General features: G+C 38.4%; 12 protein-coding genes. 7 read left to right on the top strand and 5 right to left on the bottom strand.

Annotated features, from left to right (window positions below; all coding sequences use genetic code 11):
* Nucleotides 1–20: 20 nt before the first annotated feature.
* The gene (locus BFP71_RS15965; protein ID WP_069836436.1) at nucleotides 21–599 is read left to right on the top strand and encodes a prephenate dehydratase; all 579 of its coding nucleotides are present in this window, start codon (nucleotides 21–23) and stop codon (nucleotides 597–599) included.
* Nucleotides 600–609: 10 nt separating this feature from the next.
* Here BFP71_RS15965 and BFP71_RS15960 read toward each other — a convergent pair whose 3' ends face one another.
* From BFP71_RS15960 to BFP71_RS15950, 3 genes are all read right to left on the bottom strand, one after another.
* A complete protein-coding gene (locus BFP71_RS15960; protein ID WP_069836435.1) occupies nucleotides 610–1,464 on the bottom strand; it encodes a prephenate dehydrogenase in 855 nt (284 codons plus the stop codon).
* On the bottom strand, nucleotides 1,454–5,116 hold the full coding sequence (locus BFP71_RS15955) for an NACHT and WD40 repeat domain-containing protein (protein WP_141719786.1): 3,663 nt from the start codon (nucleotides 5,114–5,116) through the stop codon (nucleotides 1,454–1,456). The genes BFP71_RS15960 and BFP71_RS15955 overlap by 11 nt, the downstream gene beginning before the upstream one ends.
* Nucleotides 5,117–5,350: 234 nt before the next feature.
* Entirely contained in the window at nucleotides 5,351–6,256 is a 906-nt protein-coding gene (locus BFP71_RS15950; protein ID WP_069836433.1) for a DUF58 domain-containing protein, read from the bottom strand.
* Nucleotides 6,257–6,439: 183 nt separating this feature from the next.
* Here BFP71_RS15950 and BFP71_RS15945 point away from each other — a divergent pair, with 183 nt between their 5' ends.
* From BFP71_RS15945 to BFP71_RS15935, 3 genes are all read left to right on the top strand, one after another.
* Nucleotides 6,440–6,790 (top strand): DUF3276 family protein, encoded by a 351-nt coding sequence (locus BFP71_RS15945; protein WP_069836432.1) that lies wholly within the window; start codon nucleotides 6,440–6,442, stop codon nucleotides 6,788–6,790.
* A 179-nt stretch (nucleotides 6,791–6,969) separates the two neighbouring features.
* Nucleotides 6,970–8,067 (top strand): redox-regulated ATPase YchF, encoded by a 1,098-nt coding sequence (gene ychF, locus BFP71_RS15940; protein WP_069836431.1) that lies wholly within the window; start codon nucleotides 6,970–6,972, stop codon nucleotides 8,065–8,067.
* A gap of 119 nt (nucleotides 8,068–8,186) precedes the next feature.
* Nucleotides 8,187–9,002, top strand: coding sequence for a CRISPR-associated endoribonuclease Cas6 (locus BFP71_RS15935; protein WP_069836430.1), 816 nt, complete (start codon nucleotides 8,187–8,189; stop codon nucleotides 9,000–9,002).
* Here BFP71_RS15935 and BFP71_RS15930 read toward each other — a convergent pair.
* On the bottom strand, nucleotides 8,999–10,261 hold the full coding sequence (locus BFP71_RS15930) for a type IX secretion system plug protein (RefSeq protein ID WP_069836429.1): 1,263 nt from the start codon (nucleotides 10,259–10,261) through the stop codon (nucleotides 8,999–9,001). The genes BFP71_RS15935 and BFP71_RS15930 overlap by 4 nt on opposite strands.
* Nucleotides 10,262–10,365: 104 nt before the next feature.
* On the opposite strand from BFP71_RS15930, the gene BFP71_RS15925 reads away from it, so the two are divergent.
* Together BFP71_RS15925 and BFP71_RS15920 are read left to right on the top strand one after the other, a co-directional pair.
* The gene (locus BFP71_RS15925; protein WP_069836428.1) at nucleotides 10,366–10,923 is read left to right on the top strand and encodes an RNA polymerase sigma factor; all 558 of its coding nucleotides are present in this window, start codon (nucleotides 10,366–10,368) and stop codon (nucleotides 10,921–10,923) included.
* Nucleotides 10,920–12,353, top strand: coding sequence for a hypothetical protein (locus tag BFP71_RS15920; RefSeq protein ID WP_069836427.1), 1,434 nt, complete (start codon nucleotides 10,920–10,922; stop codon nucleotides 12,351–12,353). Before BFP71_RS15925 ends, BFP71_RS15920 begins: the two co-directional genes overlap by 4 nt.
* 2 nt (nucleotides 12,354–12,355) lie before the next feature.
* Here BFP71_RS15920 and BFP71_RS15915 read toward each other — a convergent pair whose 3' ends face one another.
* Entirely contained in the window at nucleotides 12,356–14,272 is a 1,917-nt protein-coding gene (locus BFP71_RS15915; RefSeq protein ID WP_069836426.1) for an ABC-F family ATP-binding cassette domain-containing protein, read from the bottom strand.
* A 106-nt stretch (nucleotides 14,273–14,378) separates the two neighbouring features.
* On the opposite strand from BFP71_RS15915, the gene BFP71_RS15910 reads away from it, so the two are divergent.
* On the top strand, nucleotides 14,379–15,536 hold the full coding sequence (locus tag BFP71_RS15910; protein ID WP_069836425.1) for a PQQ-dependent sugar dehydrogenase: 1,158 nt from the start codon (nucleotides 14,379–14,381) through the stop codon (nucleotides 15,534–15,536).
* The last annotated feature ends 31 nt before the right edge of the window (nucleotides 15,537–15,567 follow it).

The raw sequence follows: 15,567 nt of genomic DNA, 5'->3' as shown, positions 1-15,567 counted from the left end.
TTCTCCACATTCTACGATAGATGAAAATAGGATATCAGGGCGTACTTCACAGTCACAATCACGCTGCTGCTTTGGCAGTCACAGAAGAAATGCAACTAACTGAGGGCTCTTTTGAACTTGTCCCATTGATATCGTCCAAGAATGTAGTAGAAGCACTTTTGAGTGGAGAGGTCGAATATGGTCTTATGGCGGTCCAAAATAGTATTGGAGGGGTGGTCAAAGAGTCTCAGGAGGCTCTACTTGACAAAGATTTAGAACTGGTTAAAGAAGTCATTTTGTCCATCAGTCATTCAACTTTTAAGCTCAACAATAGTATTAAGAATGATGATATCACGGAGGTTATTTCGCACCCACAGGCATTAAAGCAGTGTGCTACAAACTTGAAAAGGATTTACCCGAATGCCATGGTTGCTCCTGTTGAAAATACAGCTTTAGCACCTAAGTACGTTGTAGAGGGGAAGTTTGGAAAAAATACTGCCGTTGTTTGTGCAAAAGTGGCTGGGGAATACTACAAAATGACTTTAGTAGAAGAGGGTATTCAGGATAAATCTGATAATCGCACTACATTTAATATGTTTCGAGTACCACTTACTCGTTAGAGTTCAATTTTTATTCTAGCCCTTCCAGATACGCCTTCTGGGCAGTAGTGAAAATATCCTCAATGAGTTTTTGATCATCACTTTCTAATCTACTCACTAGATTCGTAATTTCTTTGTTGAGATCCGTTAAACTTGAAGCGATCGATTTTCTATTATCATATAAAATGCTTTTCCACATAGCAGGATTATCATTTATTTGACTACTTATTCGCTTAAACCCACCTGCAGATAGTAACCAATATAGATCATCATCTTTTCGATCAACCATTGTGAGAAATGGAATGGAAATTAGACTAGGTAAATGACTGATAGAAGCCATTATGTCATCGTGCTTATCTGCATTTACCGTTACAGGTCTTGAGCCAATTAATTCTACAAAATTTTCAAGCCAAAGCAAGCCCTGCGCTGTACTGTTCTTACTAGGTGTTATAACAAATACTTTTTCCTTGAACATATTTGGATGAGCTTCAGTATAACCACTTGTCATCGGGCCGGTCATGGGGTGACCGCCAATCGCACAAATATTATTGGGAAGACTCTCCATGTCTTGAATAATTCCCCTCTTAGAACTTCCTATATCGAAAAGAATCAGCTCTTTATCGATCTTGAGCCTAGAAAGTAACTTTAGGTGTTGCCGTATAGAGGCAATTGGAGAAGCGAGTATTAAGACATCTGATTTAGCAATAGTACCTTCAATAGACCCGCCTATTTCATCGATAATGCCTTGATCCATTACTGTTTTAACTCTATCAGCATCAGTATCAAGTCCTACGATTCTCACGTCGGGTAATTTTGATTTAACGGCTAGGGCTAATGACCCTCCTAATAAACCAACACCAATTATTGCAATTTGCTTAATCTCCATTTTCGTCTAATATGGCTCCTTTTAAGAAGAGGAAGTTTGTTTGAAGAGTACTTAGTCCGGAAATTTCTTGTTTACTAATGTGCATACCCTTACATGACATTTCTGAATTTTTGTCTTCTATTAGGCTATGAGATTTTAACAATTTGTTTGTCTTTGATTTCCAGTCCCAAATTTTTAATGAACTATCAAAGCTTCCACTTATTACTCTTTGTCCGTCTTTACTAAAAACTACGGACCAAACATCTGCCGTATGTCCTTCTAATAAATTGATTTGTTCTCCTGTAATTATATCCCAAATTCTAACCTTATTGTCAGATCCCCCGCTTGCTAAAAAATTTGAATCTGGCGAGAAAAAAACGGACCATACTACTTGGTCGTGACCTTCCAATCGACTTCTAAATACCGGTTTGGGGTTTTCTGGCTTAATGTCCCATAAAATGATTGTTTTATCATTACTTGCACTCGCTAGCATCTTGCCATCAGGGCTGAAGCAGACATGATTTACTAGGTCCGTGTGTTCATCTAGCTGGCCTATCAATTCTAGCTCGACTTCGTCGTTTTCTTTTTCGAAAGACCATATTCCTATGGTTGAATCAAAGCTTCCTGTAGCGATTAAATCCATTTTTGGATGGTAATCGATTGAGTAAATAGCTTTTGAGTGACCCCAATTAAATGAAAGCATTTCTTTACCGTCTTGGGTATTCCATACCTTTAGCGTATGACTGTTGTCTCCCGAAACTATCAGCTTTCCATTTCGTCCAAATGCCAAACCATAAACGGTATCATGATGTCCTTTCAATCGTAATACCTCTTTGCCTTTTTCAACGTCCCATAGAATAATAAACTTATCAAAACTACTAGATGCCAGGAGCTTACCAGACGGGCTAAAGGCTAAATTGGCCACAGAATCATGATGTCCAGAAAGAATGATTTTTGGCTGATTAGGCTGATCACTTGGGTAAAGCTCTATTTCATTTTTCCCATTAGGTACTGCGATGTGCTTGATCGAACTTGTGACATATTTAGCAGATGATCGTACGCCAAGTATCAGGCTTTCTAGTTTTGCATTAACGAAATTTGCCTTATCCATAATTGCATCTCTAGCGTCGAACTGAATTAGCAGGGTGTTTTGGAAATTGGCGCCTGTCACGTTACTGTTGCTAAAGTTAGGATAGTGTATGGCTAAACCTGAAAAGTCAAATCCCTTAAAGTCAAACCCTTGAGTCCTTAAGAGATTGATCAAGTTTCCATTGAATATAGCTTGATCATTACCCTTGTGTTTTTCAGATAACCAACTAGATAAGATCTGTACAGAAAGTCTGGTATGGTCTAAGAAGGCCAGAATTTCTTGTTCAATTCGCTTATTTAATTTCTGTAGGTCCTCTTTATTTTCTTCGCTTACTTTGTTTGCCAATTCTAATGCTATAAAAAATTCAAAGAAGCTCTTGTGCGCAAAGCAATAAGTGTCTTTGTCGTTGGTAATTAGGAAAGTATGTCCTTTGATTTCATCAAGTATTTCAACAACGTCATCCCACTTTTCTTCAGGCAGAAATCTTGAAATAATTGCATCTAGCTTTTTGTTCTTAATTGTTAAACCACCGTCGGTGTACATTTTCCAAGCTACAGTTGTCATTAAGTCTAGTCTCTGCTTAGGTTTAAGAAGGTTCTTAGTTCTACCAACGCCGGCTTCGTTAATCCATTGATCAGTGTATGTACTATATAAGTCGAACTCGTTAAAATCCTCCTTTTCTTCTAAGAATGGGAGTGTTTCCGATATCATCTTAAGTAAAATGGGCCGCTTTGCTAAATCGAAAAGATTGGGGTGATTTTTAATTTTATAGTATGACTGCTCCCAGTCTAAAGGGGCTTTCTTTTTTAGGTAACCTTTGATCTCCGTATCCTCAAATGGTTTTAGGAAGAGTTTTTTGAAATTAGGATGTACTTTTAAGTCTACTCTTTGTTCTAGCGGAAGTCCATCGCTCTGATTAGGATCAAATGTTTCATCATCTATATTTCGGAAAAACGTAGTTCTAGACGTGAGGAGTACCTTGCTATTTGCAGGTGCTGCGCGATTTAACTGAAAGAATTTTTCGATTGCAGGTTGGCTCTTTGGAGCAGTAAAAAGCTCATCAAAACCATCGAATATGATCAAGAACCTTCCAAGTGAATTAAGCTCTTGGAAGACCTCAAACTTAAGCTTAGTGATTTTAAACCGTTCACAAAACAGTTCAAAAAGGTCCTCCCATGTTTTGAATGTTTTGTATTCCTTGAGATGTATAAGAATAGGCAAGCGATTACCTACAGGGTTTTTTTGATATTCACGTAGCTGTTGAATCGCATATTCCCAGCAAAACCAGCTTTTACCGGTGCCGTAATCACCTAAAATTGTATAGTGCCTGTTGCTATTCCCACTTTTTATCCAATTGTCTAGATACCCGCTTAATTTTACTTGTTCTGAGTATTGTTTCTTTTGATTTTTCTGAGAATTAGTGACCTGTTCGGTAACGCTCAGTGGAATATTTAAGTCAGCGATTCCTTCTTTTTTATAACCATTTTGTAGCCATGTCAGATAAGCGTCTAGGTAAAACTCTCCTCTGATAAATTCACTGACAGTTTTTACTTCAAGTGTAGGCAAATCTTCTTGAAGTTTTTTAGCGCTGGGCTCTATGATATTATCACAAATGATACTGCTATAGTGGTACTTAATTTCACTTGTAGCATTTTGGAGTTCAATAATTGAATCTTCACTGATCGGTTCAATAGAACATCGGGTCAAATGAAGCTCATTCTCTTTAATAGACTTTATATCTACATTTTCACTGTTCTCTTGATAGTCTATTGATTCAATTTTATGTCCACTAGCCTTTAAAATGACTTCTACCATTTCTGATACATAGGTCGACTTACCAAGAAACTTACTTTGTGTATTGAGCTCGATTCCTTGGCTGTCAATTTTACCATTTAATGCATGAAGGTTTGAGAGGTCCTCAGGAGAGTCAGAATTCATCGTGCTTTCGATAAGCTCCTGCCGTTGCTGTTCTAGCTTGAATGATTCGTTTAATAACTCTTCTTTTTTCTCTCTTAGGTCTTTTTTTTCCTCGTTTGTAGGCTCAAAAACTATAATTCCGATTGGATAAGATTTGGCAATTTTGCGCCTTGATCGATTAGTTAGGTTGACTTTTTTTAAATAAGAAAGCCTTAGTTTGATTAACTTATTCGTTTTATCGCAGTCTTCGATGAGCTTATCAATAAGTTTCAGGTTTTCTGATATCGTTTCGTCGTTGGTTATAATTTCAAATTGTCTTGAAACAACCATTGAATTTGTGTTTCTTATTAATTCCGTTATCTGAGATGAAATCAAAGTCACTTTTCCAGCGGACTTTTTTAGTATATCATTATAGGTAGCTAAGGAATTCTTACTGACATTGTAATCTCCATCAACAATTCTTTCCTTGGGATGCTCAGAGTCATTTTTGGCTAGAGAAACTCTTAAATCATGCATAGCTTGTCTTATGCTGGTAAGAATCACATAACACTCAAAAAGAGTCTTTTGAAGTTTTGTTCTGGATAAAATGACTAATACTACTGTAACCACTCCAGCGGTTATGGTGATTATACTATCAGAGTAATCGAGGAGGTCTTTAATTGACAATTGTTTGTTCTTGGGCTAATTGGACAACTCTTCCTTTATCTTTACAAATTACCAGTTTTGTTTCTTTTTATCAATTCTTAGTACAATTTGACATGGGTAAAAGACTGATGGAAGATTAATTTTGTCTCATTGCTTCAATTTGAATGGTTATTCAAATTTCTACCTGTGACACAATGGGATTAGAATGTACTCTGTGATAAGTACTTGAGTTGGAGGTGAATTCCTTCGTTTTCCTTAAATCATTTTGCCCCTTTTGATCAGATAGGCTTTCATAACCTGGTCAAAACCTTGATTAATATCTGCTTCAATCAAATCGATTTTTAGTTTAGCACACTTGAGGTATAGCTCGTGATAGTGAGCATCCATTTGTTTTTTGAAGTCTTTTTTTATGGTCGCAGGATTTAGCCTTACTCTTTCTTTTGTTTCTGAGTCAATGAACTCATACGGACGATCTTCAAATTCGAAGTTAAATTCGGTTTTATGATCGGTAACATGAAAAAGGAGCACTTCATGCTTTTTGTGCTTCAAATGCTGTAAAGCTGCCATTAACTCTTCTTCATTGTTTTGATTATCGAACATATCGCTAAACAAAACAACGAGTGACCTTCGGTGAACCTTTTGCGCTAGCTGGTGCAGAATTTGGGCTACGTTAGTTCTTTTTTCGGTTCGCTCTTTTTCCAACAAGCTGTTCATTTGTAAAAACAGTTTATGGATATGTGTCGCGGAGGACTTTACTGGTGTTTCAATTTCTAGCTGATCCGTGAAAGTGTGTAAACCCACCGCATCGCGTTGTTTATGGAGTAAATACGTCAGAGAAGCCGCAGCCATCACGCTAAACCTCATTTTGCCATAATTTTCGGCAGGGTAGTACATGGAAGAAGATTGATCAATGACTAATTGACACCTAAGATTAGTTTCTTCCTCATAACGTTTTGTATAAAGTCGATCAGTCTTAGCGTAGATTTTCCAGTCGATATGTCGAGTGCTTTCACCGTTGTTGTATAATTGATGTTCAGCAAATTCTACTGAGAAACCATGGTAAGGCGATTTGTGTAAGCCAGTAATGAACCCTTCAACCATCTGCTTAGCAAGGAGTTCTATATTTCCAAATTTTTTGATTTCCTCTAACGAAAACTGCATTTGATCTGATTAAAAAAGTTACTGACTGAATTAACGGTTCTTTAAGGTCTATAAGATTACTCTAAATATGACTTTTTAGTTTTCAGTTTTATTTTTACGGTTCTTGCAATAGTAATTATTAATGGTTTATATTAACACAGTTATTATTTTTTATTCGACCTTAAAAAGGAAAAAGCAAGGATAGTGGAAGACCAAAAGGACCGAAATGAGATCTTTTCTAAAAGGGTAAGAGCTGGGAAAAGAACCTATTTTTTTGACATTAAAGCAACACGCTCTAACGATTATTACCTCACGATTACAGAAAGTAAAAGAAAGTACAAAGAGGACGGTTTTACTTACGAAAAGCACAAGATTTTTTTGTATAAAGAGGATTTCTCAAAATTCGTTAATGCCCTTAACGAAACTGTGGATCACGTCAAAGAGGAGTTGATGCCTGAAATCGACTTCGATCAGTTTGATGAAGAGAAACCTGAATACTCTATGGAATCTAGCAACGGAGAGGCAGATGGAAATAGTGAATTGAGCTGGGATTAGTTCGATCATGGCGCTTATCTAGCGCCTAATACACTTCAAATTCGTCTGATTTTTTATGAAAATTATCTAGAGAGCCCTCATTGATTACAATATTCGATGCGGATTTATTCAAGCGCCCAATAATTACTATCTTTGCGGCCGATTTCGGATGAAATCGTTTCAAAAAATCTATTATTCTTATGGGATTACAATGCGGTATTGTTGGTTTACCGAACGTCGGTAAGTCTACGTTGTTTAATGCACTTTCAAGTGCTAAAGCTGAAGCGGCAAACTTTCCTTTCTGTACAATTGAACCAAATGTTGGTATTGTCACTGTACCTGACGATCGCTTAAAGGTTTTAGAAGACTTAGTTGATCCTAAAAAAGTACTCCCAACCGTCATTGAATTTGTTGATATCGCAGGTCTCGTGAAAGGGGCTAGTAAAGGTGAAGGACTCGGTAATAAGTTCTTGGCCAATATTAGAGAGGTAGATGCCATTCTCCATGTAGTTCGTTGCTTCAACGATGATAATGTGGTTCACGTGGCTGGTTCTGTGGACCCTGTTTTCGATAAGGATGTCATAGATACAGAATTACAATTCAAAGACTTAGAGTCTATTGACAAACGCATACAGCGTTTGATGAAAATTGCCAAATCTGGTGATGCTGCTGCTAAGAAAGAACTTGTTGTCTTAGAAAAGTATAAAACAGCTTTAGAAGGTGGTGCGAATGCTCGATCTGTTGAAGCAGATGAAGATGAACTGAAAATGATTCATGACCTCTCTCTTCTAACCATCAAGCCCGTAATCTATGTGGCCAATGTTGAGGAGGGAGCGGTACACACTGGTAACGACCATGTGACAGCACTCAAAGAAGCAGTTGCCGCTGAAAATGCCCAAGTAATCATGATTTCTGCCTCTATAGAAGCTCAAATTGCCGAGTTGGAAGACGAGGATGAGAAAGAGATGTTCCTTGAGGAATATGGCTTAAAAGAATCTGGTTTGAATAGATTGATCAGAGCTTCGTATGCGCTATTGGAACTAATCACTTACTTTACAGCTGGTCCTCAAGAAGTTAGGGCCTGGACCATCAAAAATGGTTGGAAGGCTCCGCAAGCCGCTGGTGTTATTCATACGGACTTCGAAAAAGGGTTTATCAAGGCAGAGGTTATCAAAATAGATGATTACAAAGCTTTAAAGACTGAAGTGGCTATAAAAGAAGCTGGAAAAATGGCCATAGAAGGTAAAGACTACATCGTCCAAGATGGCGACGTGATGCACTTTAGGTTTAATGTGTAATCTGGTTGACAACCACCAGTATTATTTTGTCTAATTCCAAAACATTCTCATAAACATATAGTTAAGCAGCCAACACAGGAGTTTTATCCTGGGAATTTTTAACCAAAAATGAAGGCGCTGTGAGAATAAGGATTGTTTTTAAACTTGAGAATAAAGGAGCTTTTTTACCATTCCATCACCAACATATTCTAGCTCAATTTTTAAAAGGAGCTTTGGTAAAAGGAGGAAGAAAAGATTATATAGATTATCCTGATTACAATTTTTCTGGCCTGAAAGGACAGACGAAAATCTCGAGAAATGGTCTGCATTATTATTCCAACCTTGTCACCTTAGTGTTGTCTTCAGCCGATCAGCTGTTTTTGGATTACCTATTAGATCAAGTTTTCTCATTCGAGCAAATTGAGCTTTCGAATCTGAAGGTGAGCCCGTTATATACCGAAATGGAGAAGAATCCAGTGCTTGATGAAGTATCCAAGTTCCTGTGTATTTCTCCATTGGTACCAATTCGATCGAATGGTTTCCATGATGAAAACGGGAAACGTTTCGTTTTTCCAGATACCGATGAATTCTCAGATTTACTTTATGATTCTACTTTTAGAAGAATGGAATCCACAGGCCTCTATACCGATGAGCAAATGGCAAGCTTTAGCAAGTTCCAAATTGTTCCTGACAGTGACTACCTGATGAGAATTCAGGAAAGAGGTAAAAAATTCGCCCGAATCTATTCCGTTTATGACAACGATGTAAAATACGAGGTTAGAGGCTATACACTACCATTCAAGCTGTATGCAGCCAAGGAAGTGCAAGAGTTTATTTTCAATTCTGGTCTCGGTGATTATACCTTCAAAGGTTTTGGAATGCTCGATTTAGCGAACGCCAATCCAATTGAGCGTACAGAGAAATATCATTTCTCAAGAGAAGCGGTAACGGTCTAACGGCGATTGTTGAAAGGTATGCTGCTGTAGCCAACCAGCTGGTCACCACGTGCTCCCATCGGTCTGTAGTAAATGAAAACTTCATAGAGGTTTTCAGTGTCGAAAAAGCTATTTTCAATCAAGTTTGGTTCATTTCCATCTACCCAGTAGGTGTAGTTATACCAACCTTGTTTTAAAAGTTGTTTAGCGCTGTATTGCTCTTTTACCGGATCGTACTTCAGTATCGACTCTTCATTTCGATTCCACAGGTTAAAAGCCCCCAAAACATAAATGTCATCCGTTATTTTCGGTATGTCCAAAAGAAACTCGACCTCCACATACTCCGCAGTTATAGTACCAGTACGCAGACTCTCTAAATCCCTTATATAGTATTGGCCATTAATATCCAGGAACTGGAAAAAGGCGGGGTCACGCTCTTGATCTAGCCGTAATTGAGCGACCGGTTTATTTTCTTCAAAAGCAATTTTTGCTACATTTCGGCCAGAACCGTTCACAGTGCTGATATCGAAAAGCCGAAATTCATTGCCACCTAAAAAGTCATTCTCATCACCAAGGTTTTGGTAACGAATTAGTTTGGCATTTTCATCAATAAAAGTTGGTTTCAAATCAACTTTCATATTATCCGGACGAGCATTTTGACGGACGACTACAGTGAAATCCATGGCAGGGTCAAATGTTCTTAAATCGCCGTAATTCAATGTCACTTCTACACGTTGATGACTTTGTCTTTTACTGACAACCGAAGACCTACCGATGTTTCCACCAACTCCAACTTGATTATTATATATTGAAAAACGCTTAGATAGAATAATGTCTTCTTTATTTCGATCGCGATAGACTACAGCCAAATAATTTCCTGATTCTTTAAATGAAGGAATTTGAAAAGTATAGTGGACGTAATTGGTTTTAGATTCAGAACTGAATTCAAAATTTTCAATTTCAAACTCATTAAATGCCTTCAAGTACATGGTAGGTTTCATCTTAGAAACCGACCAATCTGCATTGCAGTGAATAAAATAGACAAAGAAATAATCAGCATCATCTCTTAGGTCATCAAACTCGAGGACTAAATTTGGGCCATCATTTAGCTCTTTTACCGCAGGTGTTAAACTAGCCTGAATCGACGATCCCTGTGGGTAAAGCTGGACGGTTTTTATGGTGTTTTCATATACATGATCTCCATAGACCAATTTTTTCTGCGCCAAAGTGATTTTGGAAGAAAGAAGTATTAACAAGAAAATCAGCTTAATTTTGGTCACTTTGAGTTTCTATTTAAAACCGTTTGGTTTAAAAATTCTTGCCTTAACAACCTTTTAGTTTTTTGTTGTGTCATATTATTTGAAGGCGAAGGTCCTTGGCGTCAATGATTCAAGATATAGAATTAATTAATAAATGTATTAAGGGTGAGCTTAAGGCGCAACGCGAACTTTATGATCGCTATGCTGCAAAGCTTATGCCAGTGGCTATGCGTTATGGTAAGTCACAAGAGGACGCCGAAGATATACTCCAAGATGCATTTATAAAAATCTTTAATAGCCTTGAATCCTTCAGACAGGAAGCCCAGTTTTTGACTTGGCTCAAACGAATTGTCATTAACACATCGATCAATCATAATAGGCGAAAGCTATATGAACAACCGATGTTGGATATAGAGAAAACGCCGCTGCATGTAGAGAAAGAGTTGGTGATTTCTCATTTACACTTTACTGAAATAATGGCCATGCTTCACAAGTTACCAGTTGGTTGTAGAACGGTGTTTAACCTTTTTGCAATAGAAGGCTATCCGCATAAAGAAATAGCCGAACAATTAGAAATTTCTGAAGGAACGTCAAAGTCACAGTACGCGCGAGCTCGTGCTTTATTAAAGGCAATGCTCGATGAGGCAAATCAAGTTGTTCAATCTAATATTTCAATGTCATGAGCAGTTTTGAAAATAATATGAAAGACGCATTCGATGGTGTTGAATTTCAACCATCAGAACGAGTCTGGGCAGGTGTTGAATCTGCTATTGGACCTAAAAAGAAAAAAGGAATATTCTTTATGTGGCAGACCTACGGGGTAGCCGCTGGTCTAATCATAGCCACAACTTTTGGTTTTTTATGGCGCGATGGATTCTTTGCTTCGAACAATAAGCCGACTCCGGAAACCCAGTTGACTGCCAAATCTAATGATGATTCGAAAGTCAAAGATTCTCTAAATACTAAGGCACATCTTAATGAGAAAATTGACAAGAATGCGCTTGCTTCTAGTGAGTCGAATGATGAAAATAAAAGTTTAAGTAAACAGCCTTTGGTCAATGGTTTATTGGCTAAAACTTCAAATGTTGAGAGTGAAGGGGGCAAAGTGGCAGCGAAACTCACAAATGATGAAGCGACTATATCGGATAGAATAATCGATCAGAACTTATTGAAGGCTGAAACGGTTGCTGCCGTCGATAAGAGTGAAGTAAAAACTAAAGAGTCTCTAACTGGAGAAAAGAAATCAAGCGAGTCAATTTTGAACGAATCTGTTTTGGATACTGAACTGAGTGATTTGCAGGCTTCTTCAAATCAGAAATCAGATACAGATAGTATCATTAAAGCTAATGCTGAGGCACTAAATACGCAGTCTGTGGCCAGTATTAGTAGAGAGAGGAGTTTGAATGGCTCATTTGGTAATAATGTTCTCAATATTTCGTCAGGGCTTGGTTCCGCAGATGTCGTTGAATCCGCTGCATTAAGAGAGGCCAATAATTTTTCGACACTTGATGGCGCTGTAGATAATTCGGAAGGAGAGGCCCTAGGTGCGATTAGTGCTGGAATAGGAGCATCTTTCGATATGAGTAAAAGACTGACGCTAAATGTCGGTTTGCGTTACTCAGAATTTAAGTTTAGAAATTCTGCAAACTCCTATTCGGTCGAAGACGGAAGATCATTGCCTATTTACATACCTTTTGGGTTTGATGCAGAGAATGTGTTCTTCATTGGGACTTATAACATTGAGAATACGATTCAGAGTTTATTCATACAATCTACCATAGGGTATAAAGTGGCCACCTGGGGAAAACTAGATGTCTCATTTCAACTTGGGGCGGGAATTGACTACTTCCTTGCCTATAAAGTAAAAGGTGATTTGAATTTTCTTGACACAAGAAAAGCGAATCCTAGTGACAGCGACTTTCTTAACAGAACAAATTTCAGTGGTATTTCTGGTGTAAGTGTCAATTACAGATTAAATCCTAAGCTAGGTTTAAGTGCTGACTTCAATTATAGAAGATTCTTTTCTTCAGGCAATGTATCTGCAAGCTCGCCATCGTCAGCGATCGGTTTTGGGCTTTCTGTAAATTATTTCTTGACCAGAAAAGAGGAGTAAGGCTAGCCTTCTAAATCATCAATCTCTTCGGCGAGTGATTCCCATTCTTTATTGAGCTTTTCAGCCTTTTCCTTAAGCATCTGGTGGTTTTGACTCTTTTCAGCTAATAGATCGGGATTGCTAAAAACAGACTGATCTCCCATTTCGAGTTCTACCGATTTAATCTGTTGCTCTAATCCTTCAATCTGATCTTCTATACTGCTTAGTTCTTTCTTGAGTTTTTTGAGCTTTTGTTCGCTCTCATTGTTTCTGGGCTTGCTCTGTTTGGTTTTTACCTTAGGCTCAACTACTGTCTTTTGAACGGCCGCTGCGGCCGCTTCTTTTTCTCGTTTTGCTTGCCAGTGTGCGTATTCGTCATAAGTGCCAGGGTACTCTTTGAGTTGACCGTCTTCAATGAACCATACTTTGGTGGCGATTTGCGAGACAAAATGTCTATCGTGAGAAACGATCACAAACGTACCCTCATATTGCTGTAAAGCCTGAGTAAGAATGTTCACCGAAAGGAAATCCAAGTGGTTCGTTGGCTCATCCATCATCAAAAAGTTTGCTTCCGATAGCAAAGTCTTTGATAGAGCCACCCGTGATTTCTCTCCTCCAGATAGTACTTTTATCTTTTTGAATACGTCCTCATTCTGGAATAAAAAACAACCTAAAATACCCCTTAGCTCTCTTTCGGATTTATTACTACCCGCTTGTTGGAGTTCTTGCAGAATCTCATTTTCTAAATTCAGCGCTTCGAGCTGATGCTGAGCGTAAAATGCCGTCAGTACATTAAAACCTTCTTTCCTTTGCCCTTCGATCGGTTCGGTACCGGCAATAATCCTTAGCATGGTGGATTTTCCTTTACCGTTAGCACCAATCAGTACAATCTTATCGCCACGCTCGATTTTAGCCGATGTATTCTTAAGAATTTCTAAATCACCATAAGACTTAGAAATGTTGTCCAATTCAATGATATATCGACCAGACTTTTGTTTGAAACCAAATTGAAAATTCATGGTGACATTTTCGTCAACAACATCTTCAATCAGATCCATTTTTTCAAGAGATTTTACCCTCGACTGCACTTGTCTAGCTTTTGTAGCTTTAGACCTAAAGCGTTCTACGAAGCGTTCCGTTTGCTTTATTTGTTGTTGTTGGTTTTCATAGGCCCCTTTTTGGATTTCCTCTCGAAGTGCTTTTTCCTTCAAATAGAATGAATAATTACCTGAGTATTGAGTTAGCGTTTGCCGTGCTACTTCAACAGTGGAGGTGATTACATTATCGAGAAATTTTCTATCATGAGAAACCACGATAATAGCACCCTCATACGTTCTCAGATAGTTTTCTATCCACTGAATAGAAGGTAAATCCAAGTGGTTGGTCGGCTCATCTAGCATAAGTAAGGAAGGCTTTTCAAGTAAAAGCTTCGCTAGCATTACACGCATTCTCCAGCCCCCTGAAAACTCCCTTAAAGGCCTTTGTAAATCTTCTGTTCTAAAGCCGATCCCCTCTAATATAGCTTCCGCCTCAGATTGTAAACTATAGCCGCCCAAGGCTTCAAATTGATCTTGCGCCCTTGTTAATTTATCGACGAGGTGTTCCTCATAATTGACCTCCATCTGTTTGAGTATATCGTCAATTTTAGCCTGTAGCGCATTGGCTTCGCTAAACGCTTCCATGGCCACATTTACGATGCTGTCATCGGATTGGTAAGACAATAAGTCTTGATTTAAAAAGCCAATCGTGCAGTCTTTACTTTTAGTTATCTCTCCGGAAGTGACTTGATAATTCCCGATAATGAGGTGAAGGAGCGTAGATTTTCCTTTACCATTTAGACCGATCAGACCTATCTTATCATTAGGCTTAATATGTAGAGAAGCGTTTTCGTAAAGTGGACGATCTCCAATGAGATAAGAAAGGTTATTGATGGCAATCATGCCGCAAAATTAGCCTTCCCACAAACAAATCAAACATGGACCATTGATAAAATAGTTTTAATGCCACTCTTAGAAATTTTGATACCTTCGTTTCAAATCTTAAACCATGAAAAAAACTATTCTAGTGTCCTTATTTGTCGTCATTATGGCAATAACTGCGGCATGTAATAAGAATAATGTAGCCACAGTAAGTTTTCCCGAATACGATTCACTGCTATCACTTGTGAATCTACCGGAAGGCTTTAAAATTTCCATTTATGCTCCAAATATTGTTGACGCACGGTCTTTAGCGAGGACGGAAGATGGAAAGACCGTTTTTGTTGGCAATAGGCGTCAAAAGAATGTATATGCTTTGACCGATACTAATGGTGATATGGTGGCCGACAAAGTCGATACCATCGTGATAGGGCTGAACATGCCCAATGGTGTCGTTTTTAAAGATGGAGATCTTTACGTGGCTGAAGTAAATCGCATTCATCGGTTTGCTGATATCATGAGTAACCTAGAAAACCCTGTTTCTGAAGTTATTTATGACCAGTACCCTACAGATGGTCACCATGGCTGGAAATTCATTTCTTTTGGTCCCGATGGTAAATTATACGTGCCTGTTGGTGCACCTTGCAATGTATGCGACAAGGAAAATGATAACGAAGTTTATGCATCCATTACACGAATGAACCCTGATGGTTCTGATATGGAAGTATACGTGAAAGGGGTGAGGAATACGGTTGGTTTTGCCTGGCACCCAGAAACAGGGGATATGTGGTTTAATGATAATGGAAGAGATTGGATGGGAGATGACAGTCCTGCTTGCGAGTTAAATCATGTAAATGCTCAAGGTGATCATTTCGGCTTTCCTTTTTGGCACCAAGGAGATACTCCAGATCCAGATTTTGGGGATCAAAGGCAGAGAGACGAATTCGTTGAACCTGCATTTAAATACGAACCACATTCAGCACCACTAGGTCTTAGGTTTTATCAAGGCGATATGTTTCCGGCGAAATACAAGAATAATTTGATCGTGGCACAGCACGGATCATGGAACAGAAGTAAGGAAGCTGGTCATATAGGCTATCAGCTTAGGTTTGTCCAAATTGAAGGAGATAAAGTGGTAAAGAGTGAGATATTTGCTGACGGTTGGTTAGATAAAGCATCGAACAATGGCTGGGGCAAGCCGGTTGATGTTATGGAAATGCCTGATGGTTCAATTTTGGTTTCAGATGATATTAATCATTGTATATACCGAATAAGTTACGGTGAATAGCCAGTAGATAAAGAACTCAATAGGCTACCAT

Source organism: Roseivirga misakiensis (assembly GCF_001747105.1).
GTDB classification, from domain to species: Bacteria; Bacteroidota; Bacteroidia; order Cytophagales; family Cyclobacteriaceae; genus Roseivirga; species Roseivirga misakiensis.
The sequence above is the reverse complement of the archived record's forward strand: the minus strand, read 5'-3'. Positions and strand labels throughout refer to the sequence as shown.